The organism is Tessaracoccus yangjingae (genome assembly GCF_054483935.1).
In genome coordinates this window covers 1,530,072-1,554,081 of record NZ_CM137014.1, presented here as the reverse complement: position 1 = coordinate 1,554,081, position 24,010 = coordinate 1,530,072, and the positions used below count along the sequence as shown (strand labels likewise).

At 70.1% G+C, this 24,010-nt stretch carries 26 protein-coding genes and 1 tRNA gene; 16 read left to right on the top strand and 11 right to left on the bottom strand.

All coding sequences use genetic code 11. The features are described from left to right. Positions 1–47 precede the first annotated feature (47 nt). The gene (locus ACX1D3_RS06660; RefSeq protein WP_458996203.1) at positions 48–1,073 is read left to right on the top strand and encodes a LacI family DNA-binding transcriptional regulator; all 1,026 of its coding nucleotides are present in this window, start codon (positions 48–50) and stop codon (positions 1,071–1,073) included. A gap of 58 nt (positions 1,074–1,131) precedes the next feature. Then, positions 1,132–1,746, top strand: coding sequence for a dihydrofolate reductase family protein (locus ACX1D3_RS06655; protein ID WP_458996202.1), 615 nt, complete (start codon positions 1,132–1,134; stop codon positions 1,744–1,746). Between the two features lie 25 nt (positions 1,747–1,771). Here the strand turns inward: ACX1D3_RS06655 and ACX1D3_RS06650 are convergent, their stop codons facing one another. Beyond that, entirely contained in the window at positions 1,772–2,272 is a 501-nt protein-coding gene (locus ACX1D3_RS06650) for a DUF427 domain-containing protein (protein ID WP_458996201.1), read from the bottom strand. A gap of 146 nt (positions 2,273–2,418) precedes the next feature. On the opposite strand from ACX1D3_RS06650, the gene ACX1D3_RS06645 reads away from it, so the two are divergent. The 6 genes from ACX1D3_RS06645 to ACX1D3_RS06620 all read left to right on the top strand — a co-directional run bounded on the left by ACX1D3_RS06645 (position 2,419) and on the right by ACX1D3_RS06620 (position 9,364). Further along, positions 2,419–3,921, top strand: coding sequence for an APC family permease (locus ACX1D3_RS06645; protein ID WP_458996200.1), 1,503 nt, complete (start codon positions 2,419–2,421; stop codon positions 3,919–3,921). Positions 3,922–4,025: 104 nt separating this feature from the next. Next, positions 4,026–4,829 (top strand): DeoR/GlpR family DNA-binding transcription regulator, encoded by an 804-nt coding sequence (locus ACX1D3_RS06640; RefSeq protein ID WP_458996199.1) that lies wholly within the window; start codon positions 4,026–4,028, stop codon positions 4,827–4,829. 9 nt (positions 4,830–4,838) lie between these two features. Continuing rightward, entirely contained in the window at positions 4,839–6,287 is a 1,449-nt protein-coding gene (locus ACX1D3_RS06635) for an FGGY family carbohydrate kinase (RefSeq protein WP_458996198.1), read from the top strand. 17 nt (positions 6,288–6,304) lie between these two features. Then, entirely contained in the window at positions 6,305–7,705 is a 1,401-nt protein-coding gene (locus ACX1D3_RS06630) for an NAD(P)/FAD-dependent oxidoreductase (RefSeq protein ID WP_458996197.1), read from the top strand. Beyond that, the gene (locus ACX1D3_RS06625; RefSeq protein ID WP_458996196.1) at positions 7,702–8,958 is read left to right on the top strand and encodes an NAD(P)/FAD-dependent oxidoreductase; all 1,257 of its coding nucleotides are present in this window, start codon (positions 7,702–7,704) and stop codon (positions 8,956–8,958) included. Before ACX1D3_RS06630 ends, ACX1D3_RS06625 begins: the two co-directional genes overlap by 4 nt. A 28-nt stretch (positions 8,959–8,986) precedes the next feature. Continuing rightward, on the top strand, positions 8,987–9,364 hold the full coding sequence (locus ACX1D3_RS06620) for a RidA family protein (protein WP_458996195.1): 378 nt from the start codon (positions 8,987–8,989) through the stop codon (positions 9,362–9,364). 34 nt (positions 9,365–9,398) lie between these two features. Here ACX1D3_RS06620 and ACX1D3_RS06615 read toward each other — a convergent pair whose 3' ends face one another. The 3 genes from ACX1D3_RS06615 to ACX1D3_RS06605 form a co-directional block, all read right to left on the bottom strand. Further along, positions 9,399–9,740, bottom strand: coding sequence for a cupin domain-containing protein (locus ACX1D3_RS06615; RefSeq protein ID WP_458996194.1), 342 nt, complete (start codon positions 9,738–9,740; stop codon positions 9,399–9,401). 52 nt (positions 9,741–9,792) lie between these two features. After that, positions 9,793–10,293 (bottom strand): hypothetical protein, encoded by a 501-nt coding sequence (locus tag ACX1D3_RS06610; protein ID WP_458996193.1) that lies wholly within the window; start codon positions 10,291–10,293, stop codon positions 9,793–9,795. 170 nt (positions 10,294–10,463) lie between these two features. Then, positions 10,464–11,021, bottom strand: a complete 558-nt coding sequence (locus tag ACX1D3_RS06605; RefSeq protein WP_458996192.1) for a GNAT family N-acetyltransferase — start codon at positions 11,019–11,021, stop codon at positions 10,464–10,466. 111 nt (positions 11,022–11,132) lie between these two features. Here ACX1D3_RS06605 and ACX1D3_RS06600 point away from each other — a divergent pair, with 111 nt between their 5' ends. Continuing rightward, positions 11,133–11,759, top strand: a complete 627-nt coding sequence (locus tag ACX1D3_RS06600; RefSeq protein WP_458996191.1) for a hypothetical protein — start codon at positions 11,133–11,135, stop codon at positions 11,757–11,759. Here the strand turns inward: ACX1D3_RS06600 and ACX1D3_RS06595 are convergent. Beyond that, positions 11,727–11,805: transfer RNA gene (locus ACX1D3_RS06595), tRNA-Gln, on the bottom strand. The two genes, ACX1D3_RS06600 and ACX1D3_RS06595, sit on opposite strands and share 33 nt — an antisense overlap. A gap of 171 nt (positions 11,806–11,976) precedes the next feature. Here ACX1D3_RS06595 and ACX1D3_RS06590 point away from each other — a divergent pair. The 4 genes from ACX1D3_RS06590 (at position 11,977) to ACX1D3_RS06575 (ending at position 15,311) form a co-directional block, all read left to right on the top strand. Beyond that, positions 11,977–13,350, top strand: coding sequence for a hypothetical protein (locus tag ACX1D3_RS06590; RefSeq protein ID WP_458996190.1), 1,374 nt, complete (start codon positions 11,977–11,979; stop codon positions 13,348–13,350). A gap of 161 nt (positions 13,351–13,511) precedes the next feature. After that, on the top strand, positions 13,512–14,081 hold the full coding sequence (locus tag ACX1D3_RS06585) for a DNA-3-methyladenine glycosylase I (RefSeq protein ID WP_458996189.1): 570 nt from the start codon (positions 13,512–13,514) through the stop codon (positions 14,079–14,081). Between the two features lie 246 nt (positions 14,082–14,327). Next, entirely contained in the window at positions 14,328–14,540 is a 213-nt protein-coding gene (locus ACX1D3_RS06580) for a hypothetical protein (RefSeq protein WP_458996188.1), read from the top strand. A 39-nt stretch (positions 14,541–14,579) separates the two neighbouring features. Further along, on the top strand, positions 14,580–15,311 hold the full coding sequence (locus ACX1D3_RS06575; protein ID WP_458996187.1) for a TetR/AcrR family transcriptional regulator: 732 nt from the start codon (positions 14,580–14,582) through the stop codon (positions 15,309–15,311). On the opposite strand, the gene ACX1D3_RS06570 is transcribed toward ACX1D3_RS06575, so the two are convergent. From ACX1D3_RS06570 to rsmI, 5 genes are all read right to left on the bottom strand, one after another. Beyond that, complete coding sequence (locus tag ACX1D3_RS06570) at positions 15,278–15,763, bottom strand: MarR family winged helix-turn-helix transcriptional regulator (protein WP_458996186.1); 486 nt, start codon at positions 15,761–15,763, stop codon at positions 15,278–15,280. The genes ACX1D3_RS06575 and ACX1D3_RS06570 overlap by 34 nt on opposite strands. After that, positions 15,760–16,638: a 4-(cytidine 5'-diphospho)-2-C-methyl-D-erythritol kinase gene (locus ACX1D3_RS06565; protein WP_458996185.1), complete on the bottom strand. Its 879-nt coding sequence runs from the start codon at positions 16,636–16,638 to the stop codon at positions 15,760–15,762. Before ACX1D3_RS06565 ends, ACX1D3_RS06570 begins: the two co-directional genes overlap by 4 nt. Positions 16,639–16,700: 62 nt before the next feature. Further along, positions 16,701–17,564, bottom strand: coding sequence for a 16S rRNA (adenine(1518)-N(6)/adenine(1519)-N(6))-dimethyltransferase RsmA (gene rsmA / locus ACX1D3_RS06560; RefSeq protein WP_458996184.1), 864 nt, complete (start codon positions 17,562–17,564; stop codon positions 16,701–16,703). Continuing rightward, entirely contained in the window at positions 17,557–18,423 is an 867-nt protein-coding gene (locus tag ACX1D3_RS06555; protein ID WP_458996183.1) for a TatD family hydrolase, read from the bottom strand. The genes rsmA and ACX1D3_RS06555 overlap by 8 nt, the downstream gene beginning before the upstream one ends. Next, on the bottom strand, positions 18,420–19,271 hold the full coding sequence (gene rsmI / locus ACX1D3_RS06550) for a 16S rRNA (cytidine(1402)-2'-O)-methyltransferase (RefSeq protein ID WP_458996182.1): 852 nt from the start codon (positions 19,269–19,271) through the stop codon (positions 18,420–18,422). The genes ACX1D3_RS06555 and rsmI overlap by 4 nt, the downstream gene beginning before the upstream one ends. Positions 19,272–19,296: 25 nt before the next feature. Between rsmI and ACX1D3_RS06545 the strand changes: the two genes are divergently transcribed. Continuing rightward, positions 19,297–20,850, top strand: coding sequence for a dolichyl-phosphate-mannose--protein mannosyltransferase (locus ACX1D3_RS06545; RefSeq protein WP_458996490.1), 1,554 nt, complete (start codon positions 19,297–19,299; stop codon positions 20,848–20,850). Positions 20,851–20,871: 21 nt separating this feature from the next. Here the strand turns inward: ACX1D3_RS06545 and ACX1D3_RS06540 are convergent, their stop codons facing one another. Further along, entirely contained in the window at positions 20,872–21,954 is a 1,083-nt protein-coding gene (locus ACX1D3_RS06540; RefSeq protein WP_458996181.1) for an FAD-dependent oxidoreductase, read from the bottom strand. Between the two features lie 86 nt (positions 21,955–22,040). On the opposite strand from ACX1D3_RS06540, the gene ACX1D3_RS06535 reads away from it, so the two are divergent. Both ACX1D3_RS06535 and ACX1D3_RS06530 read left to right on the top strand, forming a co-directional pair. After that, positions 22,041–23,480, top strand: a complete 1,440-nt coding sequence (locus tag ACX1D3_RS06535; RefSeq protein WP_458996180.1) for a uracil-xanthine permease family protein — start codon at positions 22,041–22,043, stop codon at positions 23,478–23,480. Between the two features lie 34 nt (positions 23,481–23,514). After that, positions 23,515–24,000 carry a flavin reductase family protein gene (locus tag ACX1D3_RS06530; RefSeq protein WP_458996179.1) on the top strand — a complete coding sequence of 162 codons (486 nt, stop codon included), beginning with the start codon at positions 23,515–23,517 and terminating at the stop codon, positions 23,998–24,000. Positions 24,001–24,010: the final 10 nt, after the last annotated feature.

The following is a 24,010-nucleotide window of genomic DNA, read 5'->3' as shown; positions in this document are numbered from 1 at the left end:
GGCCGGTGCCATCGGAGCCCACATCGCCCCGGGACAGGCCTCGCGCCGTGACCCGCACCGACGTCGCGCGCCAGGCCGGCGTCAGCACCGCCGTGGTCAGCTTCGTGGTCAACGGCGGACCGAAGACCGTCTCCGAGGCGACCAAGCAGCGCGTGCTGGACGCCGTCGAACTCCTGGGCTACCGACCGAACCGCACCGCCAGGGCCCTGTCGCTGGGTAGCACCACCACCCTGGGCCTCGTGGTCGGCGACACGACCAACCCGTTCTTCGCCGAGTACACCCGCGAGCTGCAGCAGGCGGCGGCAGACCAGGGCTACGCACTGCTGATGACCGCCGGCGGCCCGGGGCCCGACGCCCCCCTGCGCGCCATGCTCGACTTGTGCGACCGCCAGATCGACGGTCTGATCGTCGCGAGGGCGACCGCCGTGGGGCGGCTCGAGGAGTTGCGACGCCGGGGGGCGCACCAGTCAGTGGTGATCATCGACGCGGCGGCACCCCTCCCCGGCTACGCCACCGTCGGCCCTGAGTCCGCGCAGGGCATGGCGATGGCGGTGGGGCACCTCCTCGGCTCGCATCACCACCGGAGCGTCGCGCTGGTGATCGGCGACGACGTGGAGCCGGACGCCGACGGCCGGGAGGCCGGTTGGAAGCTGGCGCACGCCGAGCGCGGCCTCGTGCCGGGCCGGGTGTCGCGCACCGCCTTCACCCGCGACGGCGGCTACCGGGCGGGGCTCGAGCTCCTGAGGAGCGAGGATCCTCCCACCGCGGTGGTCACGAGCTCCGACCTGCAGGCGATCGGCCTGCTCACCGCCGCCGGCGAGCTCGGGCTAAGGGTGCCTGAGGATGTCGCCCTCGTGAGCTTCGACGGCACCGAGGAGACCCGGTTCTCGGCCCCGCCGCTCACCACGGTCCGCCAGCCCGTCGCCACCATGGCCGCCGCCGCCATTGACCTGGTGATCCACCAGCGGCCCCCCGCCCACGAGACGTTCCCGATGGAACTGGTGGTCCGCCGCTCCTGCGGATGTGCGCCCCAACCCGCGATCTCGGGCGCCGAGGCGAGGCGCCCGGGGTAGGCTCGGCCGGGTTCGACCGGGCATCCACCCACACACCGCCGCAGAGGGGATCAACGACATGGCCAAGCTCATCTCCACCCTGTTCATTTCGGCCGACGGTGTCGCGGAGATCGACCCGGCCTGGCACTTCCCCTACTTCGACGACAACATGGGCCGCGCCGTCGGCGAGGACTACGACACCTCGGACGTCCTCCTCATCGGGCGCGTGACCTACGACAGCTTCGCGGGGGCCTGGCCGGATCGGGAGGAGGCGGGCGGAGACGACGCCCCCTTCGCGAGGCAGCTGGGCGACGTCAGGAAGGTGGTGGCGACACGCCAGGCGCCGACCTTCACGTGGCGCAACTCCGAGGCGATCGGTGGGGACCTGGTCGAGGCCGTGACGAGGCTCAAGTCGGACGAGTCGGTCCGCGGCATCCTCATCCCGGGCTCGATCTCGGTCGTCCAGCAGCTCCTCGCCGCGGGCCTCGTGGACGAGCTGCGGCTGCTGGTGCACCCTGTCGCGGCGCGCCAGGGGCGGAGGCTGTTCGACGACGGCGCTGAGCCCTACCACCTCAGGCTGCTGGCTACCGAGGTGTACCCCACAGGCGTGATCCGCGTCATCTACGCGCCCCAGACCGCTCCCGCCCCCGTCGGCTACGACGAGGTGACGGACAAGGTCCCCTCGGGCTCGTAGCGACGGCGCGGCGCGGAAGGCGTGGTCACCAGCCCCTGGATCCAGGCACACCCTTGAAGGGCCCGGTCACCGACGAGGTGATCCAGCCCCCGTAGAACCCGCCCGGCTGGGGCACGACACGCTCCCCTCCCACGTAACAGGCGTCCATCGCGCCGGCGTAGAGGGCGACATGGTCCGCCAGCTCCGCGAAGGGCTCGGCCGGCGTCGGGTAGAACCATGCCGCGGCGGGCGCGTTGCGCCCACCCCCGGAGACGTCGAGGTACCGCGCCGCCCCCTTCCACTCGCAGAAGGATCCACCGGGGGCCGGGCGGAGCGATCCCTCGACGAAGCTGGACCGGGGCAGGTAGTACGTGGGCGGGTGGCTGGTCTCCAGGACCTGCCAGGACTCCGACGTACGGCAGATCACCTCGCCTCCCAACACCACCTCGACCGGCAGGGTGCACCGACGCAGCAGTGGCGGGCGGGGGTAGTCCCACACCGACTCCTGCCCCGGGCCGGTGGGATCGGGTCGTGGCCTGAACGACATGGATCGACGATAGCCGCGGCCCCAAGCCCGACTCTGCCCGCTCTTGACAGAACGTGCCCGTGTAGGTGAAACTGAAGCCCGTAACGATCACTCTCGGGCATATTCGGGCGGTCGTGTCGTCAATGTTGATGGAAAGGAGCCACTCCGTGGCCAATGAAACGTCGAGCCCTCCGGGGCCGCCCCAACTCGCAGACGAGAACGTCTCGGAGTTCGGCTACAAGCAGGAGATGAAGCGCGAGCTGGGATGGTTCACGTCCTTCTCGGTGGCGTTCGGGTTCGTGTCCATCGCCACGGGCATCTTCACCACCTACGCCGCGGTCATCCAGACCTCAGGGCCGCGGGGCATCTGGACCTGGGCCGTGGCGGCCCTCGGGCAGTTGGCGGTCGCATTCGTGTTCGGCGCACTCGCTGCCCGGATCCCCGTGAGCGGCTACTCCTACCAATGGGTCTCGCGTCTGGCGAACCCGATCCTCGGCTGGATCATGGGCTGGGTCTCCTTCACCTTCCTGGGCGTCGTGGTCGTGGCGGTCGACTACACGATCGCTTCGGCCATCACCCCGGTCCTGTTCAACTACGAGGGCAACAACTGGAACGCCTGGCTCATCACGGCAGTGGTGATCCTCGTCCAGGCGGTCCTGGTGGCATGGTCAACGCGCGCCACGCAACGGGTCAACAACGTCGCAGTCACGATCCAGATCATCGCGATGATCACGCTGACTGTGCTCCTGCTGGGCGTGGGACTCGCGACGCGCAACTTCGACGTCGACCTGCTGTTCACCACCGGTCATGTTCCGGAAGAGGGCTACTTCTCGGTGGGCTCGCTCACGTCGGCGGGGCCGTGGGCACTCGGATTCCTCCTGGGCGCGTTCACCATCGTCGGCTTCGAATCGGCCGCGAACCTGGCCGAGGAGACCCGCGACCCGGCCCGCGTGGTGCCGAAGGCGATGTGGCAAGCAGTGCTGTCGCTCGGCGTCCTCGGCATGCTCTTCCTCATCGCGGTGACCGGCAACGGCGTGAGCGCCGAGGCCCTGGCAGGTTCGGGCCAGCCTGTGGCGGAGGTGATCACCAACGTCCTTGGTCCTGTCGTCGGCAAGGCGCTGCTGGTGATGGTCGTCATCTCCATCTTCTCGTGCGGCCTGGTGATCTCCATGAGCGGGGCGCGTCTCGTGTGGGCGATGTCCCGAGACCAGCGGTTCCCCGGGTGGCAGCTCATGAACTCGATCAACCACAGCAGCGGAACGCCCCTTAACGCGATGCTGTTCATGATGGTGATCGCGCAGGCGATCCTGGCGATCTTCTCCTTCACCTCAACCGACGCGATGTTCGCCCTCTTCTCGGCCGGCACTCTCCTTCCGGCGCTGATCTACGCGGGCACGGTGCTGCTCTACATCATCAAGAGAAAGACGCTGCCGCCGTCGATGGGCTTCACTCTCGGCAAGTGGGAGATCCCGGTTCTGCTCGCCGCCTCCGCCTGGCTGATCTACGAACTGCTCATCTTCCGCGATGAAGCCTTCCGGGAGTCCTGGAGCTACCTCCTCATCATGTTCGCCGTCGGTGCCGTCTATCTCGCCTACCTGTTGCTGAGGCACGGGCGCCACGCGCTCAAGATGCCCGACATGCATGACATCGACAAGGAACTCGACACATGACACAACCGGGCAGGTCCATTGACCGAATTTGACTGTTTCATAAGTCAGACTGGGACCAATAGCCGCTGGCCGGATCGCTGGCCAGACCACCCGAGAGGACCATCATGCTGCCCACGACACGACAGGCCAGGATTCTTGCCGAGCTCACCGAGGCCGGCGAGGTGCGCACCGAGCACCTCGCCGAGGCGCTGGACTGCTCGGTCGAGACAGTGCGCAGAGACCTGGCCGTACTTGAACGGCAACGACGAATCCGCCGTGTGCATGGCGGCGCCGTCCTCTTCACGGCAGATGCGGTCCAGGAACCGACCTTCGACGAGCGCAAGGACATCGCCGCAGACGAGAAGCGCGCGATAGCCCACTACCTCGTCTCGCAGATCGACTCGACGGCCCTGGTGTTCCTTGACCTGGGCACCACCGTCGCTGCTGTGGTGGACGCCTTCCCGGCGTCCTTCCGGGGCACGGTGGTCACCACCTCGCTGCGCGTCGCCTATGAGCTGGCCCGCCTGGAGCATGCACGGGTGCTCCTCACGGGGGGGCAGTTGCGGCGAGGGGACCTGTCGCTGTCGGGCAGCAAGGCCGCCCGCTTCCTCCGGGACCTGAACCCGGATGTGGGGATCGTGTCGGCGGGGGGCGTCTCCGTCGAGAAGGGCATCACCGACTTCGAGATGGAGGAGACCGAGCTCAAGCGCATCGTCCTGGGCAACGCCCGCCGCAGCTACCTCGCCGTGGACTCCTCCAAATTCGGCCAGGTGGCACCCTACGCCGTCGCCCAGATCACTACCCCCACAAGCATCGTCACCGGCGAAGGAATCCCAGCGGCCGTAGCCGCCCGTCTCCGCTCGCTGGGCGTCGACCTCCGCATCGCCACCGGCAGCGGCGCCGATTCCAGACCAGAACCAGAAAGGTAGACCACAGACATGGCCATCCTCGCGCTCGACCAGGGCACCTCAGGATCAAAGGCGATCGTCGTCGACGAGGACGGCGTCCGCGCCGTCGTCGAGAAGCCCATCCATCCCAGCTACCTGGGTGACGGCGGTGTCGAACAGGACCCACTCGAACTCCTGGACTCGATCATCGAGGTCGGCCGCCAGGCCATCGAACAGGCCAACGCACCGATCGAGGCCGTGTGCCTTGCCAACCAGGGGGAGAGCATCCTTGCCTGGGACCCTGAGACAGGCCGGCCGCTGACGCCCATCCTGGTGTGGCAGGACTCCAGGGCGGCCTCTATCTGCGCCGAGCTGTCAATGCACGCCGACGAGGTGCACGAGTTGACCGCCCTGGTCCTGGATCCCTACTTCACGGCCCCGAAGATGGCCTGGCTCCGGAAAAACCTCACCACCGAGGGCGTGGTCACGACGACCGACACGTGGATCGTCCACCGACTCACCGGCGAGTTCGTCACCGACACCTCCACCGCCTCCCGCTCCCTCCTTCTCAACGTGGACACGCTCCAATGGGAGCCCCGCCTCCTGGAGATCTTCGGGCTGGGGGACGAGAAGCTGCCACGCCTGGTGGCATCCGACGAGATCGTCGGCACCACCTCAGTCTTCGGGCCGCAGGTACCCGTCACGGGACTCATCGTGGACCAGCAGGCCGCCCTGCTCGCGCAGAGCTGCCTGACCCCCGGATCCGCGAAGTGCACGTACGGCACGGGCGCGTTCCTCCTCGCCAACATCGGCGCGCGGCCAGTGCGCTTCGACAACGGACTCACCACATCCGTCGCTTGGACGCTACGAGGGGCCACGACCTACTGCGTGGACGGGCAGGTCTACACCGCGGCCTCCGGCGTGCGGTGGATGCAGCGCCTGGGGCTCTTCGACACGCCGGACCAGATGGACAGCATCGCGGCGCCGTCGTCCGAGGGAGTGTTCTGCGCCCCTTCGCTGGCGGGACTCGCCGCACCGTGGTGGCAGCCGAACGCGACCGGCTTCGTGTCCGGCCTCAAGCTCTCCACCGGCAAACCCCACATTATCCGGGCATTCCTGGAGGGCATCGCGGCCCAGATCGCCGAACTCTCCGACCTTGTCTTCGGCAGCATTGACGCCGATCTGGTCGCCATGCGCGCCGACGGCGGCCTGACGCGCAGTTCGGTGCTCATGCAGGCCCAGGCCGACCTGCTCCGCGTGCCCGTCGAGATCTATCCCTCCGCGCATGCCACACCCATGGGCGCCGCAGCCGCGGCGCGCATGGCACTCAATCCGCGGCTGACCCTCGCAGAGGCGCCCTTCCCCTGGAAGGCCTCTGCCACCTACCAGCCCCAGATGCCCGACAACGACGCCGAGCGCTTCCGGAAGCACTGGCGCGCGTCCGTCGACGCCCAACTCGCCCTGGACCAGGCCTGGGCCGCCTCGAACGCACCCGAGTGAGACAGGAACAAGGAACCATGACAACCACACCACACGACTCCGTCTTCGACTTCGCTGTGATCGGCGGAGGCGTGGTCGGCGCCGCCATCGCGCGAGAGCTGGCAGGAACGAGCCGATCCGTGGCGATCGTCGAGGCCCGCGACGACGTGTGCGAAGGCACCTCGAAGGCGAACACCGCGATCCTCCACACCGGCTACGACGCCAGCCCCGGCACCCTCGAATCAAGGCTCGTGGCGGAGGGCTACCACCTCACGCTCGACTACGCCCGGGCCACCGGGGTGGGGGTGGACGTTACCGGCGCCGTGCTTGTGGCATGGGACGACGAGCAGGAAGCAGCCCTGCCCATCCTAAAAGAGAAGGCCGTGCGGAACGGCTACACCCTGACCGAGATCATCGACGCCGCGCGAGTCTACGAGCTCCTACCCCACCTCGGCGAGGGCGCGCGAGGAGGCTTGACCGTACCCGACGAGTCGATCATCGACGCATGGTCGCTGCCGCTGGCACTGGCCACCGACGCCGTGAACCGCGGCGCGGTCCTGCTCCTCAACAGGGCCGTCACCGGAGTGACCCACACCCCCGAGCTCACCCTCCTCGCCACCACCGGAGGCGAGGTCCGGGCCCGTTGGGTGATCAACGCCGCCGGCCTGGGGGGTGACACCATCGACCAGCTCTTCGGGTACGACCGCATCCACATCCACCCCAGGAAGGGCGAGCTGCTGGTCTTCGACAAGCTCTCGGCTCCACTGGTCGACCGGATCGTCCTGGCCGTCCCGTCGGCCAAGGGCAAGGGTGTGCTCGTCAGCCCGACCGCCTTCGGCAACGTCATGCTCGGCCCCACCGCAGACGACATGGAGGACCGGACGGATACGTCGACCACCGAGGACGGGTTCGCCTTCCTGCGGGAGAAGGGGGCCCACATCTTCCCCGAACTGCTCAGCGAGGAGGTGACCGCCTCTTACGCCGGGCTGCGTGCCGCGCACGACCTCAAGGACTACCTCATCGACCTCGACGCCGAGCATCGATACGTCATTGCCAGCGGCATTCGGTCAACCGGGCTGACCTCCGCCATGGCGGTGGCGAAGCACATCGTGGCGATGCTGAGCGGCGCGGGTGAAGAGCTCGTGCCGCGTGCGGACCTGCCCGAGCCACCCTCCATGGCGCCGCTCGGGCAGAGCCAGCTACGCCCCTACGAGAACGACACGCTCATCCGCCGAGACCCGGAGTACGGCAAGGTCGTCTGCTTCTGTGAGCGGGTCACCAGGGGCGAGATCCGTGATGCCTTCGCCACCCCCATTCCGCCCACGGGCATCAACGGGCTCCGGCGCCGGACCCGCGTCATGAACGGACGCTGCCAGGGCTTTTTCTGCGGCGCCGAAGCCACCGCCCTGGTCGAGCAGCACAAGGAGACGAACCGATGACCACCTACTCCCGCACTGTCACCCCCAGGGTCGCGATCGTGGGCGCCGGCCCCGCAGGTCTCACCTGCGCCGCGGAGTTGGGCCGCCGCTACGGCTCGAACGTGCTCCTCATCGACCGCGAGAAGGATCTGGGCGGCATCCCGAGACACTCCGACCACCCGGGCTACGGGATCCGGGACCTGCACCGCTTCATGTCCGGACCGGCCTATGCGCGCCGATTGGCTGCCGATGCACGCGCCGCCGGCGTCACCGTCATGACCGAGACCCAGGTCACCGGCTGGACCGACGACGGCCTCGGCCTGGCCGCCACCTCCGCCTCCGGCAGGATCCTCATCAAACCGGACGCCGTCGTTCTGGCGACGGGGGCACGGGAGCGGCCCCGCACAGCCCGGCTCATCCCCGGAGACCGTCCCGCGGGCATCCTGACCACCGGCCAACTGCAGAACCTCGTCCACCTCCACCACCAGAAGGTGGGCACCAGGGCAGTGATCGTGGGCGCCGAGCTGGTCAGCTGGTCGGCTGCTCTCACACTCAAGGAGGCGGGGTGCGCCACCGTCGCCTTGGTCTCGCAGTACGCCAGTCCCGAGTCCTACGCCCTCTTCACCCACCCCGGCAAGCTCTTCTTCGGAACCAAGGTCATCACCGACTCCAAGGTCGTGCTCGTTGAGGGCCGGGGTCGGGTCCGGGCTGTCGTCATCGAGAACCAGGCAACCGGCGAGCGCCGGAGCATCGAGTGCGACACCGTCGTCTTCACCGGCGACTGGGTGCCCGACCACGAGATCGCCAGGCTCGGCGGACTCGACATGGATCCCGCCAGCAAGTCCCCAGTCGTCGACTCGTCACTTCGCACCTCGCGCGACGGGGTCTTCGCCATCGGCAATCTCCTCCACCCCGTTGAGACCGCCGACTGCGCCGCCCTGGACGGACGGCACGTCGCCGAGCAGGTCACGCGCTACATCGACGGGCAAAGGCCTCGAGAGAGCGCGGTGCGCCTGCTCGTGGACAAGCCTCTCCGCTGGGTGGCGCCGAATCTGCTGCGCGAAGGCGACCCCCTCCCCGCCCGGAATCGGCTGGTCCTCTGGACCGACGAGTTCAAGAGAAGCCCCGTCGTCGAAGTGAGGCAGGGCGGGCAACTACTCAGCAGGACGCGGCTCTCCTGGCCGGCCGCCCCGGGCCGAGCCTTCCGCATCCCCAGCAGCGTGCTCGAACATGTGGACCGTCGCGCCGACGACGTCCGCATCAGCATCGTCTGATCCGCCCAAACCGAAAGGACCACCGACCATGACCCACCGACAGAACATCCCCTCAGGCTCGCCCCGCGAGCCCGTCCTCGGCTACTCCCGCGCAGTGAGGGTGGGCAGCCTCGTGTTCGTCGCCGGGACCACCTCCGGTGGCGTCGGCGAGACAGCTGCCGACCAGACCCGTGAGATCTTCAACCGAATCGAGAAGGCGCTCGCAACCGCCGGCGCCACCTTGAACGACGTCGTGCGCACCCGGGTCTTCCTCACCGACATGGCCGACTTCGACGCCGTCGGGGCGGTGCACGGGGAACTCTTCCGCGACATTCTCCCTGTCACGTCCACCATCGGGACGACCGCGCTCGCATCGCCCGACCTCCTCGTCGAGATCGAAGTTGATGCGGTCCTCGACCCTGTGTAGCACGGATCGGCGTGCGGCCTCGGAGAAGGTGGGGTCAGGCGGCGGTGTCCACCATGACGAGCGTCATGCGGCAGGCAGTCTCCGCGACCAACGCGTGCGAGGCTCCCGGCGCAAGATAGACGATGTCGCCCTCCCCCATCGCGTGCTCGGCGCCGTCGACGGTGAACCGCATCCGGCCGCTCACGAGTTGGACCACGACAGCCCGTGGGGACGTGTGCTCCGTCAACATCTCCCCCGCGTCGAACGTGAACTGGACCACACGCATCAGGTCGTTGTTGACCAGCACGCGCGACGTCGTCGATTCAGCCACCACAGGTAGGGCGCCGGCCAGGGCCAGGTGGGCGGAGGATTCGGTGACAGGTGTCGGTTTAGCCATGCGTCGAGCCTACGCCGCTGGACTCCACCGATGAGTGGTCAGACGGCAGGCCTCACCGCTGCGGCCGGGTTCTGGTGAAGACGTTGGCGAGCAGGACGAAGACGAGAGGTCCCGCGACGCCCCAGCCGAGGATGCCGATCACGATGCCTTGGTCCGGCGAGACCGCCAGCCACGCCAGACCGGCCAGGCACAGGGCGCCGCTGAGCCCCATGACGACCCGGAGCACCCGCTGAAGCGGGTCACCGCCGAAGATCGGCGCGGCTAGCAGCATCGACACCCCGAAGAACCAGTCCCACACGAAGTTGTCCAGCACGAACGCCGGCGCAGGCCACCGATAGGGAAGGAACAGCGCACGCCACGACTCGTCGAACAACTCCGGCGAGCTGCTCACCAACAGAAGCAGAACGTTCACACACGAGGTGACCGTGACGCACGCGACCATCAGGCACAGAGCAGCGAGCCCGTAGATCCTGCGCTCCGGGTCCGCGACATCGTGCACCACCACCATCGTCAGCACGAGGGAGGGCCCCATCAGCACGACCAACAGGGCCATGACGGCCAGGAAGGGCCCACTCTCGACGACCCTTCCCCCCTGCAGAAACGCGATGCCCGACGCGACGGCATAGACCTGGTAGATCGCGAACGTCGTCCAGGCGGCCGCGGCACCGAGGACTCGCGCCCGGGGTCCTTGTCGACGTTGAGAAGCAGATCCGGGCCGTGCGGTCATGTCGCGGTCCGGCCGGCGCGCCACTCCGCATCGCTCATGGCATAGACGAGGTTGTCGTCCCAGGCCCCGCGGCACCAGTACGACCTGGGCGCGAACGACTCGACGTGCATCCCTAACCGGTCGAGCAGCTTGGCCGAGCGGACGTTGTCCGGCGAGAGCTGACCGATAACACGATGGCACCCGAGCCGCTCGATGAGGTCGGCCACCACGGCGGAGGCGGCCTCGAACGCGTACCCCTTCCGCTGGTGCTCGGCCCGCAGCGTGAAACCGATCTCCGCGACACCGCCGTGCCCATCCAGCGCGACGTACAGGTCTCCGACGAGTTCTCCGTCGTGCTCAAGTCCGATCTGACGGGGCTCGCCGGGGATGATGTCCGTCCAGGTCGACTGGGCGGCGACGAGACGCTCCACGTGTTCCCGCGACACCGGAAGGTCCCAGTCCTGCAGCGCCGCCACCTCGGGGTGGTTGCGGTAGGCGAGGATGACGTCCACGTCGTCCTCCCGCAGCGGTCGAAGAACCAGGCGCTCGGTGCGGAGGGGGTAGGGGGAGCTCACGCCTCCAGCATCGCCAACGGCGGGCGCCTGGGCAAGGGGGCTGCGGCTCCCCCGCGGACGCGCCTGGGGAATCCGGGTGTCCAACGGTGGACGGCGTGCGACGATCGGGGCATGACCATCCAGGTCGCGTTCTTCCGGAACATGAACCTCGGCCAGGCGCGGAGCCGATCGCCACGCAGTTCCGAGCTGCTGGACGCGTTCGCGGCCGCCGGCGCCACCAGCGCAGTGAACTTCCAGACCAACGGCACCGTGATCTTCTCCGGCCCCGAACCGACGGCACTCGCGCGGGCCGTCGTCACCCGACTCACCCCATCCACCGGCTACGCCGACCTCGTCGTCGTCCGTCCCGCCGACTGGCTGATTGACACGGTCAGGCACCTCGACCCCGGCCTCCCCGCCGGGGAGGTGGCCCTCTTCGACGCCCCCAGCCTCCCAGAGCTGGTCCTCCCCCACCGCGAAAGCGTCCCCACCGGCGAGCTCATCGTGCACGCACTCGCCTCCGGCCACGCGGTCACGAGCACCACCGGCAACGGAATTTCCGCCGGACCGGTGCTCACCAGGCTGATCGGCGTCCCGGTCACCTGCCGGGGGATCCCCACGATGCTGCGACTCGTCGCCCGGCTGAAGACCCTGGCCGCGCACGACGAGGAGGCCCAGCAACCACCAGAGGATGCGATGGGAATGCCGGTCCAGGACGGGTCTGCGCTCCCCGGGCAGGAGTCGAACCTGCTGCGCTAATCCTGATTCAAAGTCAGGCGGGCCCTACCGAAAGACCAACCGGGGAACGGCCCCGAAGGGCCTTGGCCGAGTCTATACAGCCGCGGCCCGAGGCGCCCACCCGTTGGGCGCCTGGCCGCCGCAGACCGGCTTCATCCTCGGAAAGACTCCTGAAGAAAGTGTTGTCCGAGGCCCTCGATCTCTCGTAATTGTCGGTCATGTGTTCTATTCTTGAGCCATGAACACAGCCGAGGCCAAGCACATGGCGGACCAGCTCCGGTCCATCCGGATGGCCAAGCGCCGCGCCGAAGCCGAAGAGCTCAGACTCATCACCCAACTCGCCGTCGGCTACCACCTCGAGGCGGAGTCGGACACACACGAAGCGCTGTACGAGCAGGATCTCCAGGTCGGCGGCGCGGGCTGCCCGCTGATCTCCGAGTGGTTCGGCCTCGAACTGGCGGGGCTGCTCGGCTGCACGTCCAGGCAGGCGGTGGGGCTGGTCGGGCGGGCGTTGAACCTCCGCTACCGGCATCCCACCTTGTGGACGGCGGTTCAACAGCTGCAGGTGGATCCCCACCGCGCCGCCGCGGCGGCCGGGCGCTGCGAGGGCCTGCCGGCCGAGACCGCCGAGACGGTGGGCACGCGCTGGCTCAAGCTTCAGCACCGGCTCAGCTGGACCGCGTCGATGAACCTCATCGACCGCCTGATCGTCGAGGTGGCGCCCCACATCGCGGCAGAGGAGGAGCGCCGCGCCCTGGAGGCCAGGCACGTGTCGATCTACGCCTACCGCGACGGGTCCATGCAGGTCTCCGCCCAGCTGGACGTGCTGGACGCGAAGTACCTCGACGCCGCCGTCGAGCAGATCTCAGACATCCTCGCAGAGAACCCGGAGGGCGCCCGGGTCACGAAGACCGAGCTCCGCGCCAGGGCCCTCGGCGTGCTGGCCCATCCCGCCTACGCGCTGGCACTCCAGCAGCGGCACGCCCAGCAGCCGGCGCTCCTCGAAGGCGGCCTCCCCGCCTGCGCCCCGGCAGACACGACGGCGGAAGCGGACGCCGAGCGGCACCGGCCGAACCCGGCCGCGTGCGCGGGCCACGTATGCGGCGCCATCACCGTGCCCCTCGACGAGCTGCGCCCCCGGACGGAGGTGTTCGTCCACATCCCGGCCGCCGCAGTGGCCGGCCTGACCGGGGCGGCGCGGGTGGAGCGGGCCGGCTCGCTCACCACCGCGACGCTCGGCCTCCTGCTGGGGGACAAGCGGCTGGCGGTCCGGCCACTCATCGACCTCCCCGAGATCCGTGCGGAGGACCAGTACCGGCCCACCGCCAAGCTGAGGGAGGCGGTCATCCAGATCTTCCCCACGGAGGCGTTCCCCTACTCCCAGACCCACTCCCGCGGCCTGGAGCAGGACCACACCGCCGCGTATCGCGCCTCCGGGCCCGGCGGCCAGACCAGGGTGGGCAACCTCGCGCCCTTGGGCACTCGAGTCCACCGGGTCAAGACGGCCGGCCACTGGCGCGGGGACCAACCCACCCCGGGTTGCCTCATCTGGCGCAGCCCGCTCGGCTACCGCTACCGAGTCACCCCCACCGGCACCTCCCCGCTCAACTAGCCGCTCGCCCAAGGCCCCGAGCCCGCCACCGCACCGGTGAGCGGGCCGGTGGAGCGCGCCTGAACGACCCTGGTTATCCCCAGCCCCGCAGGCATCTGGGAACTCGGCACCCGTCCTGCCCAGAGTGGGGGCAGACTCAACCACTGAGAAGGAGAACAACCATGGACAAGGTGCGGTGCTTCGGGGCGGCCGACGAGCTCTACCGGGCTTACCACGACGAGGAGTGGGGGCGCCCGGTCGAGGACACGCCGGATGAGCGGGCGCTGTTCGAGCGGGTCTGCCTCGAAGGCTTCCAGGCGGGCCTGTCCTGGCTCACCATCCTCCGCAAGCGCGAGGCGTTCAGGGCCGCGTTCGCGGGTTTCGCTCCCGCCGACGTGGCGGGCTTCGGAGACGAGGACGTCGAGCGGCTCATGGCGGACGCGGGGATCGTGCGCAATCGCGCCAAGATCCACGCCGCCGTCGGTAACGCCCGCTCCCTGTTGGAGCTGCACGACGAGGGCCTACGCCTGCATCAACTCATCTCCGCGCACGCCCCGGAGCCGCGGGAGCGGCCGCCGCTCAGCTTCGCCGACGTCCCTGCCCAGACGCCTGGCACCGTCGCACTGAGCAAGGAGCTCAAGAAGCGAGGCTTCCGATTCGTGGGGCCCACCACTCTCTACGCCTTGATGCAGGCGGTGGGGATGGTCGACGACCACATCCAGGGCTGCTGGCTGGCCAGGCCCACGACCTGACCCCTACCGCCGGGCCCGGACGCGCCGAAGGCCGGCCCCTTGACGGGGCCGGCCTTCACGGTGGGGTTGGAGTCACTTCTTCGACTTCTTGGACTTCTTCGACTTCTTGTCCTTCTTGGACTTCTTATCCTTCTTCGCCATGGTGTCACCTCCTGTACGTCAATGTCTCGTTGACACCAGAGTCAACCATCGCTTGACGCTTCTGTCAAGTACCCATTGACGTGTGTCGCGGGATACGATGCCACCATGGCGGAGAAGAGTCAGGGAGACGCGCGGGCCGCGGCGCTCGGCGCCCTGGACGCCGCCCGCCTCGCGAGGGAGGCCGCGGACATCGCCGAGTCCCTCGCCGTCCGCGAGGCACGCAGAGCAGGGGCGTCCTGGTCCCGGATCGGCGAGCTCTACGGCTTGACCAAGCAGGGCGCACAGCAGCGGTTCAAGCGGGCCGCAGACCCGGACTGACCCCTCGTCAAACGGCGCCCACTGGGCGGTCGTGCGAGAATGGCACCCGTGTCCACCCGCCAGCCCGCCCGCGCACGCCGATCCCGCACCCGGATGACGGCCTCCCAGCGCCGCGAGCAGCTGCTGGAGATCGCCCGCGAGCTCTTCGCCGAGCGCGGATACGAGGGCACGTCCGTCGAGGAGATCGCCGCGCGCGCCGGGGTGTCCAAGCCCGTGGTCTACGAGCACTTCGGCGGCAAGGAGGGCGCCTACGCCGTCGTGGTGGACCGCGAGACACAGGTGCTCCACACGTCCATCCGGAGCGCGCTCACCACGCCGGGCGCCGGCTCCCGCGAGCTGCTGGAGCGTGGCGCGATGGCCCTGCTGGACTACATCGACGGCTGCCCCGACGGGTTCAGGATCCTCTCGCGGGACTCGTCGACGGGGCAGCCCAGCGGCTCCTTCGCCTCCATCCTCAGCGACATCGCGGCCCAGGTCGAGGACATCCTGGCGGGCGAGTTCGAGCGCACCGGCCACGACCCCCAGTTCGCCGGGCTCTACGCCCAGGCCCTCGTCGGGCTCGTGGCGCAGACCGGTCAGCAGTGGCTGGAGAACCGTGAGCCGTCGAGGCAGGTGGTGGCGAGCCACCTCATCAACCTGGCGTGGAACGGCATGGCGCACCTCCAGACGGAACCCCGCCTCATCATGGAGGCCAAGGACCGCCGCAAGGGTGAGGCCGAGGACGGCGACGAGCGGCCTCAGGCAGAGCCGAGCAGCAGCCGCCTCAAGTAGTCGGTCATCTCCGCACGGTCCGCGGGATCCCACTCGGCCAGGAGCGCCTCCTCGAGCAGGACGAGCGAGACCAGCGCCGCGTCCACCAGCTCCAGGCCCGCCGGGGTGAGGGTGACGAGCATCCCGCGCCCGTCGTCGGGATCCGGGATCCTGGTCACCGCGCCGCGGGCCACCAGCCGGTCCACCCGGTTGGTCATGGTCCCGGACGTGACGTGCGTCTCCCGCAACAGCTGACCCGGGGAGAGCCGGTAGGGCCTGCCCGCGCGCCGGAGCGCCGCCAGCACGTCGAACTCCCACCCCTCGATGCCGTGCGCCGAGAACGCGCGCTTGCGATGCCCGGCGAGGATGCCCGCGAGCCTGTCGATCCTCGACCAGATGTGCATGGGCTCGAGCACCAGATCCCCACGCTCACGCTCCCAGGCCGCGACGACCTGATCGACCTCGTCGCTCATCCGAGCACCTGGGCGCCCGCCACGGGCCCGTAGGCGCGGCGGACCGCGCGCACCCCGCTGAACACGCTGAGCGTCTCCGCCAGTTCGTGGCTGTGGGCATCGGAGCCGGCAAGGAAGGCGCACGTGGGCCCGGACCCGCTGACGATCGCCCCCAGCGCGCCGGCCGCCAGGCCGATCTCGAGCGTACGGGCGAGGGTGGGCTGGAGGGAGACGGCCGCGGGCTCGAGGTCGTTGACCAGCGCCGCCCCCACCCCCTCGGCATCACCGGCGCGGAGCGCCTCCAGCAGCGCGACGGGGATGGCCGTGTCCTGCGGGCTGCTGATCCGGTCGAACTCCTTGAAGACAGCGGGGGTGGACAGGCCCGCGTGCGAGAGGGCGAGGGTCCAGTGGAAGGTGCCGCTGGACATCACCGGGGCCAGCAGGTCCCCCCGCCCGGTGCCGATCGCGGTCCCTCCCATGAGGAGGAACGGCACGTCCGAGCCGATCGCGGCGGCCAGCTCGTGCAGCTCCTCCCGGCTCGCCCCCACCTCCCACAGCGCGTTGCAGGCCACCAGCACGGCCGCGGCATCCGCCGAACCGCCCGCCATGCCGCCGGCCACGGGGATGCGCTTGCGGACCAGGAGGGTGACGCCGACGTCGGGCCGGCCGAACCGCTCGGCGAGCAGCTTCGCCGAACGCATGGCGAGGTTGGTGTCGTCGACGGGGAGGAAAGCGGCCCCCTCACCCTGGAAGGACAACCGGAAGACCCCGGCGGGGGCGGCCTCGGCCGTCACCTCGTCGCCGAGCGACACAGCCTGGAAGACGGTGCCCAGCGCGTGATAGCCCTGCTCGTCGGTCCCGCCGACCCGCAGGGCGAGGTTCACTTTCGCCGGCACGCGAACCCTGACCGCCGTCACGTCTTGAACCTAGCGCATCGCGCGGCGCCCCCAGACGTTGTTCAGCGCGGCCCGGCCGACAGCTGCTCCGCGATGGCCGCGAACGCGGCGACGTCCAGCATCTCCCCGCGCAGCTGCGGGTCGATGCCGGCCGCCTCGATCGCCGCCGAGGCCGCGGCCGACGACCCGGCCAGCCCCGCCAGGGCGGCCCTCAGCATCTTGCGCCGCTGCGAGAAGGCCGCGTCGATCACTGTGAACGTGTCCTCACGGGTGGCGGTGGTCGCGGGCGCCGGCCGCCGCGTGATCCGGACCAGCCCGGAGTCGACGTTCGGGACTGGCCAGAACACCTTCGGCGGCACCGTCCCGACGCGCGCGGCCTCTGCGTACCAGGCCACCTTCGCGCTGGGCACGCCGTAGACCTTGCTGCCGGGTGGCGCCACCAGGCGGTCGGCCACCTCCAGCTGCACCATCACCAGCCCGTTGCTCCATCCGGGGAACAGCTCGAGCATCCTCAGCAGCACGGGCACGGACACGTTGTACGGGAGGTTGGCCACCAGCGCCGACGGGGCCGGTCCTGGGAGGGCGTCCACCTGCAGCGCGTCGGCGCCCACCACCTCCAGGCGCGAGGCCGCCTCGTCGCCCATCCGCTCCGCCACCGTGCGCCGAAGCCTTTCGGCGAGCCGGTCCTCGATCTCGACGGCCACCACCCGCGCCCCCTGCTCGAGCAGCCCGAGCGTGAGCGACCCGAGCCCGGGCCCGATCTCCAGCACCACGTCGGCGGAGGTCACACCGGAGAGGGCCACGATCCTGCGGACCGTGTTGGGGTCGACGACGAAGTTCTGGCCCCGCTGCTTGGTGGGGCGCAGGTCCAGCTCCGCGGCGATGCGGCGCACCGAGGCCGGATCCAGCAGGCCGAGCTCAGGCATGGGTGCCCCACCGCCCGTAGGCCGCGTCGGTGTTCGCGACGATCTGATCACAGAAGGTGCCCAGCTCGACCCCGAGCAGGTCGGCCAGGAACCGGACGGCGTGCGGCAGCAGGTAGGGGGCGTTCGCCTTGCCGCGCTGGGGCGCAGGGGTGAGGTAAGGCGCGTCGGTCTCGACGAGGATCCGGTCCAGCGGCGTGGCCAGCGCGGCCTCCCGCAGCGCGCCCGCCGAGCCGAACGTGACCACCCCGGGGAAGGACAGGAACGCGCCGCGCTCCAGGCAGCGCCCGGCGAACTCCGCATCGCCGGAGAAGCAGTGCATCACCACGCGCTCCGGGAGGCCCTCGTCGTCCAGCACCCGCAGGATGTCGTCGTGCGCGTCGCGGTCGTGGATCATCAGCGTCCGGCCGTAGGCCTTCGCCCATCCGATGTGCGCCCGGAACGAGACCTCCTGCGCCTCCCGCCCCTCGGCCTCCCTGGTGCGGTAGTAGTCCAGTCCCGTCTCCCCCACGGCCACCACCTCGGGAGCCGCCACGAGCGGCTCCAGGTCGGCCAGCACGGCGAAGAGGCCCGCCGCGCCGTCGCGGAGCAGGACGCGGGCCGCGTCGTTGGGGTGCAGCGCCACCGCGGCCCGCACCGTCGGCTCCCGCTCGGCAAGCTCGATCGCCGCCCGCGACGACTCCACGTCGCAGCCCACCTCGATCAGCCGCGACACCCCCACCTGGGCGGCCAGCCGCAGGGAGTCCACAACCGGCAACCCGGAGTACTCGTGCGTGGACCACAGGTGGGTGTGATTGTCGACGACGGGGCGCGGCAGCGCCTCCGGCAGGGGTGGCAGGCCGAGCGTCTCGAGGGGACTCACCTGGGGCTCTCCTTATCGGCCAACGCCGCTGCGTACAGTTCCTTGCGGTTCGCGCCCGTGAGCTTCGCCACGTCCGCCACCGCCTCCGACAGTCTCGCACCACCCGCCCGCGCGCGCCGAACGAGCTCGAGGGCGTCGTCGGCCGAGGCGGTCGCGGCCTCGGCTCCCGCGATCACCACCGTCACCTCGCCGCGCACCCCGTCGGCCGCCCACCGCGACAGTTCGGCCAGCGGACCCCGGACCACCTCCTCGAACGGCTTGGTGAGCTCCCGGCAGACGGCCCCGCGGCGCTCGTCGCCCAGCTCGCGGGCGGCGTCGCGGAGGAAGTCCTCCAGCCGGTGGGGCGCCTCGAAGAACACCATCGTGCGCTCCTCGCCAGCCAGCGCGGCCAGCCGCCGCCCCCGCTCCCCCGCCTTCCGCGGCAGGAAACCCTCGAAACAGAACCGGTCCACCGGGAGGCCGGAGACCGCCAGGGCGGTCAGCACCGCCGACGGCCCGGGCACGGCCGTGACCCGCAGACCGGCCTCGATGCAGGCCACCACCACGCGGTAGCCGGGGTCGCTCACCGAGGGCATCCCGGCGTCGGTCACCAGCACCACGCGCTGCCCCGCCGCGACCGCGTCGACCAGCTCGACGGTGCGCGTGGCCTCGTTCCCCTCGAAGTAGCTGACCACCCGCGCCGACGGCGCAATGCCCAGGCGTTTGGTGAGCAGCACGAAGCGCCGGGTGTCCTCGGCCGCGATGACATCCGCCGAAGCCAGGGCGTCACGGAGGGTCTGGCTGGCGTCGTCGGAGGACCCGATGGGTGTCGCAGCCAGGATGAGGGCGCCGTCGGGGAGGGGGTGCATGAGGTCAGCCTATGATGCATGAGTGCTGACGACGCTCCAGGCTCTCGACGACGGCCGGTTGCGTGACCGCACAGCCGGCTGGATCGTGACGCTCAGCATCACGCTGCTGGCGTTCCTGCTGCGCTTCCACAACCTGGCGAAGCCGCACGGGATCATGTTCGACGAGACCTACTACGCCAAGGACGCGTGGGGCATCCTGCAGTCCGGCTTCGAGCGGCAGTGGGTCGACGGCGCCAACGACATGATCCTGCGCGGGGACCTGTCGGGCATGAAGGAGCAGGCCGCCTACATCGTCCACCCGCCGGTGGGCAAGCTGCTGATCGCCGCCGGCGAGGCCATGTTCGGGATGAACCCGTTCGGGTGGCGGTTCATGGCGCTGATCTTCGGCACGCTGCTGGTGTTCTTCACCATCCGGATGGCCAGGCGGCTCTCACGCTCCACGCTGATCGGCGGGGTGGCGGGGCTGCTGCTCACCTTCGACGGGCTGGCCTTCATCATGAGCCGGATCGCCCTGCTCGACATCTTCCAGGCGACGTTCGCGGTGGCGGGCGTCGCCGCGCTGGTGGCGGACCGCGACTGGTTCCGGCACAAGCTGGCGGACCACCTGCGCGCCAAGGGCCTGCCGGATCTCGACGGCTCCTTCGGCCCCCTGATGCTGTGGCGGCCCTGGCGCGTCGCCGCGGGCGTGATGTTCGCCCTGTCGGTGTCGACGAAGTGGAACTCGCTGTTTCTCATCGCGGTGTTCGGGGTCGCGGTGGTGTTCTGGGACCTGGGCGCGCGCCGCCTGGCCGGGGCGGGCCGCGCGCAGTGGTGGTCGCTGGCCGTGGACGCGCCCATGGCGTTCGTCAACCTCGTCGTCGTGGTGGTCCCCATCTACATCGGCTCCTGGTTCCGGTGGCTGGGCACAGAGGGCGGCTACTACCGCGACTGGGGCGCGGACCACCCGGACGATCCGATCGTGCAGCGCTTCGGGGAGGCCCTCGGCGCACTCTGGCACTACCACGTCGAGATGTACCGCTTCCACACCGGCGACGGGATGATGGTCGACGCCACGCACTCCTACGAGGCCCACCCCGCCGGCTGGCTCTTCCTGCAGCGCCCCATCGCGATCTGGGCCGTCAACGACATCGAGCCCGGCACCGACGGCTGCGAGGCCGTGGGCACCACCTGCGTGAGCATCGTCAACGGCATCGGCACACCCCTGCTGTGGTGGGCGGCGGCGCTGGCCCTCGGTGCCGGCCTGGTCTGGTGGCTGATGGGCCGCGACTGGCGCTTCGCGGTGCCGCTGCTGGCCGTGGCCGCCACCTACCTGCCGTGGTTCCGCTATGCGGGACGACCCCTGTTCTTCTTCTACGCCATCATGATCATCCCGTTCAGCGCCACGGTGCTCGCGATGGCCCTGGGCAAGATCCTCGGCCCGGCGCACCACCCCCGACGGCGGGTGCGGGCCATGACGGTGGGCGTGTTCCTGGCGCTGGTCATCCTGAACTTCGCGTTCTTCTACCCGGTGCTGACCGGCGAGGTGATCACCCGCCCCGCCTGGCTGATGCGGATGTGGTTCGGCAACGCCTGGATCTGAGCGGCCCGGACCTGACGCGTCCTACGGCCTGTGCGGCCTGAGCATCCGGGACCCGTAGGCCCTCATCCGGCTCAACCGGGGCAGCGCGATGGCGGAGGACCCGTCGCCGAGGAGCAGGCCGGCCAGGTAGTAGCCGCTCGCGGTCCCGTTCATCAGCTCACCGCGGCCGTTGCCGCGGGCGTAGTAGCCGCCGGGGATCGCCGAGGCGCCGACGACGGGGCGCCCGTGGTCGCTCGGATCGATGGCCATCCGGGCGGTCTCCACGTCCGTCGCGCCGAGGGTGTCGGCCGCCCACCGGCGCAGGCCGGCCGTGGCACCGTCGATGGTGGACAGGCCCGTCTTCTGGCCCACCACCAGGGCAGAGTCCCCCACCGGGCGGACCATCCAGGCCGGCCCGGTGGCATGCAGGCTGATCTCCGCCACAGGCCGCGATGGCGTGCAGCGGACGATGGGCACCCACTGCGCCGGTCCGATGCGGGCGGCCCTCCCCCAGGGGCTGACCCCCAGCGTGTCGACCACCGCCACCCCGCCCACGACGCCGACGTCGCGCACCCAGGCGAGGTTGTTGCGGAACCCGATCCGGGTGACGCCCTCCTTGCGCGTGAGGTGCGTCACGGTCACGCTGTGCACCACCTGCGCGCCGGCGGCCACCGCCGCCGACCGCAGAGACTCGGCGTAGGCCAGCGGGTCCACCGCGAGCGCGTCGGTCAGCAGCGCCGCGCCGTCGGGACCGATGAGGACCTGCGCCTCCATGCCGGCCGCCCGGAAGTGGCCGGCCACCTCGCGGGTATCCCGCTCGTCGCCGCCCGGCAGCGAGCGGTCCCGGAGCGGCAACGTGAGCGCCGCCGGATGGATCTGCCTGATCTCGGCCATCGCGGCCACGTTGCGCCGCGCATGCTCGAGCACCGCCGCCGGCCCGTACGCGTGCCCCATCGCCGCCACCGTCGACGCGTGGCCCACCGCGGCCACACCGTGACCGATGGCCGCGCTGCGGAACTCCAGGTTGGGATCGAGCACCAGGACGTCGTAGCCCTCCGCGGCGAGGCGTCTGGCGACCGTCAGACCTGCGACGCTCGCCCCCAGCACCACCACGTCGTGCGACATGGAACCACCCTAACCCGTGGGCGGGACCGGTGGCCGGGGCACGCGGCGCAGGCAGTAAAGTCTGGCCGACGAAAGGAATGCGCCCCATGTGGAAGCTGCACAACAACGGAATCCTCGCCCCGGACGCGGTGGTCAAGCCGACAGAGAGGCTCACCTGGGGCCGGACGATCGGGCTCGGCGCGCAACACGTGGTGGCCATGTTCGGCGCCACCTTCGTGTTCCCCCTGCTCATGGGCCTCAACCCGCAGCTCGCGGTGATGATGTCCGGCGTCGCGACGCTGGTGTTCCTGTTCGCCGTCAAGCACCGGGTGCCGAGCTACCTGGGTTCGTCGGCCTCCTTCGTGGGCGTCGCCACCGCCGTCTACACCGCCGGCGGTGACCCGGCGGACCTCACGGGGGCTCTGTTCGTCGTGGGCCTGACGCTGTTCATGGTGGGCCTGATCATCCACTTCGCCGGGGCACGCGTGATCCACAAGGCCCTGCCGCCGGTGGTGACCGGCGCGGTCGTCATGCTGATCGGGTTCAACCTGGCCCCCGTCGTCGCGTCGGTGTACTGGCCGGTCGACCCGTGGCTGGCGTTCACCGTGATGCTCATCGTCATCGCGCTCAGCATCGGGTTGCGGGGCTTCATGGGCCGCATCGCCATCTTCCTGTCCCTGGTCATCGGCTACCTGTTGAGCTGGGTGTTCGACGCGGTCCTCGGGCCGTTGCAGAAGGTCGCGGCAGACGGCACGGTCACCGAGCAGCTGCGGGTGGACTGGAGCGGCGTTGCCGACGCCAGCTGGTTCGGGCTCCCGCCCGTCTCGGACCTCGCCAACTGGAGCTACGGCGCCACCACCAACGTCGTCGGCTTCCACCTGCCGAGCTTCTCCTTCGCCGCGATCATCGTGGCGCTGCCCGTGGTGATCGCGCTCATCGCCGAGAACACCGGCCACGTCAAGGCCGTCGCCGAGATGACGGGTGAGGACCTCGATCCGGTCATGGGCCGGGCCATCGCGGCCGACGGCGCGGGCTCGATGATCGCCACCCTGGTCGGCGCCGGACCCACCACCACCTACGCCGAGAACATCGGCGTCATGGCGGCCACCCGCGTCTACTCCACCGCGGCCTACGTCGTCGCTGCTCTGGTGGCCATCCTGTTCGGCTTCTCCCCGAAGTTCGGCGCCGTGATCTCGGCCACCCCCGGCGCCGTCCTGGGCGGCATCACCGTGGTGCTCTACGGCATGATCGGCCTGCTCGGCGCGAAGATCTGGAAGGAGAACCGGGTGGACTTCGGCAACCCGCTCAACCTGATCCCGGCGGCCGCGGGCATCATCATCGGCGTCGGCAACGTCTCCCTGCCCTTCGGCGGCGGCTTCGAGCTCGGCGGCATCGCGCTGGGCACCATCGTCACCATCGGCATCTACCACCTGGCGCGGGTCATCGCGCCGCGCGAGATGCGCGAGTCCGCCGACGGCGCCTCCCTCATCTACGACGCCCCCGGCATCTACGTCGACGAGGACGACGCGGCGGATCCGCGCAGCTGAGCCGCACTTGCCCCGTGGCGATACGGTGGGGCCCGTGGATGACCTGCTGACCTCGTTCCGCGACGCCATGGCGCGCGTGGCGGCTCCCGTCACCGTCGTCACCACCGCCATCGGCGGTGCGCCCACGGGCACCACCGTCTCGGCGTTCGCCTCCCTGTCGATCACCCCGCCCATGGTCCTGTTCGCGCTGGACAACCGGGGCGGGATGATCGAGCGGGTGCGCGCGTCGGGCCGGATCGGGATCAACATCCTCGCCGCCGATCAGGCCGAGGTGGCCGTGAGGTTCGCGCGCCAGGACCTGCCGGACCGGTTCTCCGGCCTGGCCTGGCGCGAGGACCACGGCCTCCCCCGCATCGAGGGGGTGGCGGCCTGGGTGCGGTGCGACGAGCTGACGTTCGAGCCGGGCGGTGACCACACGATCATCCTGGGCACGGTGGCCGCGGCCGAGGTCACCGGTGACGAGTCCCTGGCCTACCACATGCGGCGGTTCCAGGGCCTCTCGCCCGCGCCCCGCGACTGACGCCCCGTCG

Excerpts from the sequence above, each read along its gene's own strand:
- ACX1D3_RS06655 (WP_458996202.1), top strand. The coding sequence starts at position 1,132 with ATGGCCAAGCTCATCTCCACCCTGTTCATTTCGGCCGACGGTGTCGCG.
- ACX1D3_RS06650 (WP_458996201.1), bottom strand. The coding sequence starts at position 2,272 with ATGTCGTTCAGGCCACGACCCGATCCCACCGGCCCGGGGCAGGAGTCG.
- ACX1D3_RS06640 (WP_458996199.1), top strand. The coding sequence starts at position 4,026 with ATGCTGCCCACGACACGACAGGCCAGGATTCTTGCCGAGCTCACCGAG.
- ACX1D3_RS06635 (WP_458996198.1), top strand. The coding sequence starts at position 4,839 with ATGGCCATCCTCGCGCTCGACCAGGGCACCTCAGGATCAAAGGCGATC.
- ACX1D3_RS06630 (WP_458996197.1), top strand. The coding sequence starts at position 6,305 with ATGACAACCACACCACACGACTCCGTCTTCGACTTCGCTGTGATCGGC.
- ACX1D3_RS06625 (WP_458996196.1), top strand. The coding sequence starts at position 7,702 with ATGACCACCTACTCCCGCACTGTCACCCCCAGGGTCGCGATCGTGGGC.
- ACX1D3_RS06620 (WP_458996195.1), top strand. The coding sequence starts at position 8,987 with ATGACCCACCGACAGAACATCCCCTCAGGCTCGCCCCGCGAGCCCGTC.
- ACX1D3_RS06615 (WP_458996194.1), bottom strand. The coding sequence starts at position 9,740 with ATGGCTAAACCGACACCTGTCACCGAATCCTCCGCCCACCTGGCCCTG.
- ACX1D3_RS06610 (WP_458996193.1), bottom strand. The coding sequence starts at position 10,293 with ATGGCCCTGTTGGTCGTGCTGATGGGGCCCTCCCTCGTGCTGACGATG.
- ACX1D3_RS06600 (WP_458996191.1), top strand. The coding sequence starts at position 11,133 with ATGACCATCCAGGTCGCGTTCTTCCGGAACATGAACCTCGGCCAGGCG.
- ACX1D3_RS06590 (WP_458996190.1), top strand. The coding sequence starts at position 11,977 with ATGAACACAGCCGAGGCCAAGCACATGGCGGACCAGCTCCGGTCCATC.
- ACX1D3_RS06585 (WP_458996189.1), top strand. The coding sequence starts at position 13,512 with ATGGACAAGGTGCGGTGCTTCGGGGCGGCCGACGAGCTCTACCGGGCT.
- ACX1D3_RS06580 (WP_458996188.1), top strand. The coding sequence starts at position 14,328 with ATGGCGGAGAAGAGTCAGGGAGACGCGCGGGCCGCGGCGCTCGGCGCC.
- ACX1D3_RS06575 (WP_458996187.1), top strand. The coding sequence starts at position 14,580 with ATGGCACCCGTGTCCACCCGCCAGCCCGCCCGCGCACGCCGATCCCGC.
- ACX1D3_RS06570 (WP_458996186.1), bottom strand. The coding sequence starts at position 15,763 with ATGAGCGACGAGGTCGATCAGGTCGTCGCGGCCTGGGAGCGTGAGCGT.
- rsmA (WP_458996184.1), bottom strand. The coding sequence starts at position 17,564 with ATGCCTGAGCTCGGCCTGCTGGATCCGGCCTCGGTGCGCCGCATCGCC.
- rsmI (WP_458996182.1), bottom strand. The coding sequence starts at position 19,271 with ATGCACCCCCTCCCCGACGGCGCCCTCATCCTGGCTGCGACACCCATC.
- ACX1D3_RS06540 (WP_458996181.1), bottom strand. The coding sequence starts at position 21,954 with ATGTCGCACGACGTGGTGGTGCTGGGGGCGAGCGTCGCAGGTCTGACG.
- ACX1D3_RS06535 (WP_458996180.1), top strand. The coding sequence starts at position 22,041 with ATGTGGAAGCTGCACAACAACGGAATCCTCGCCCCGGACGCGGTGGTC.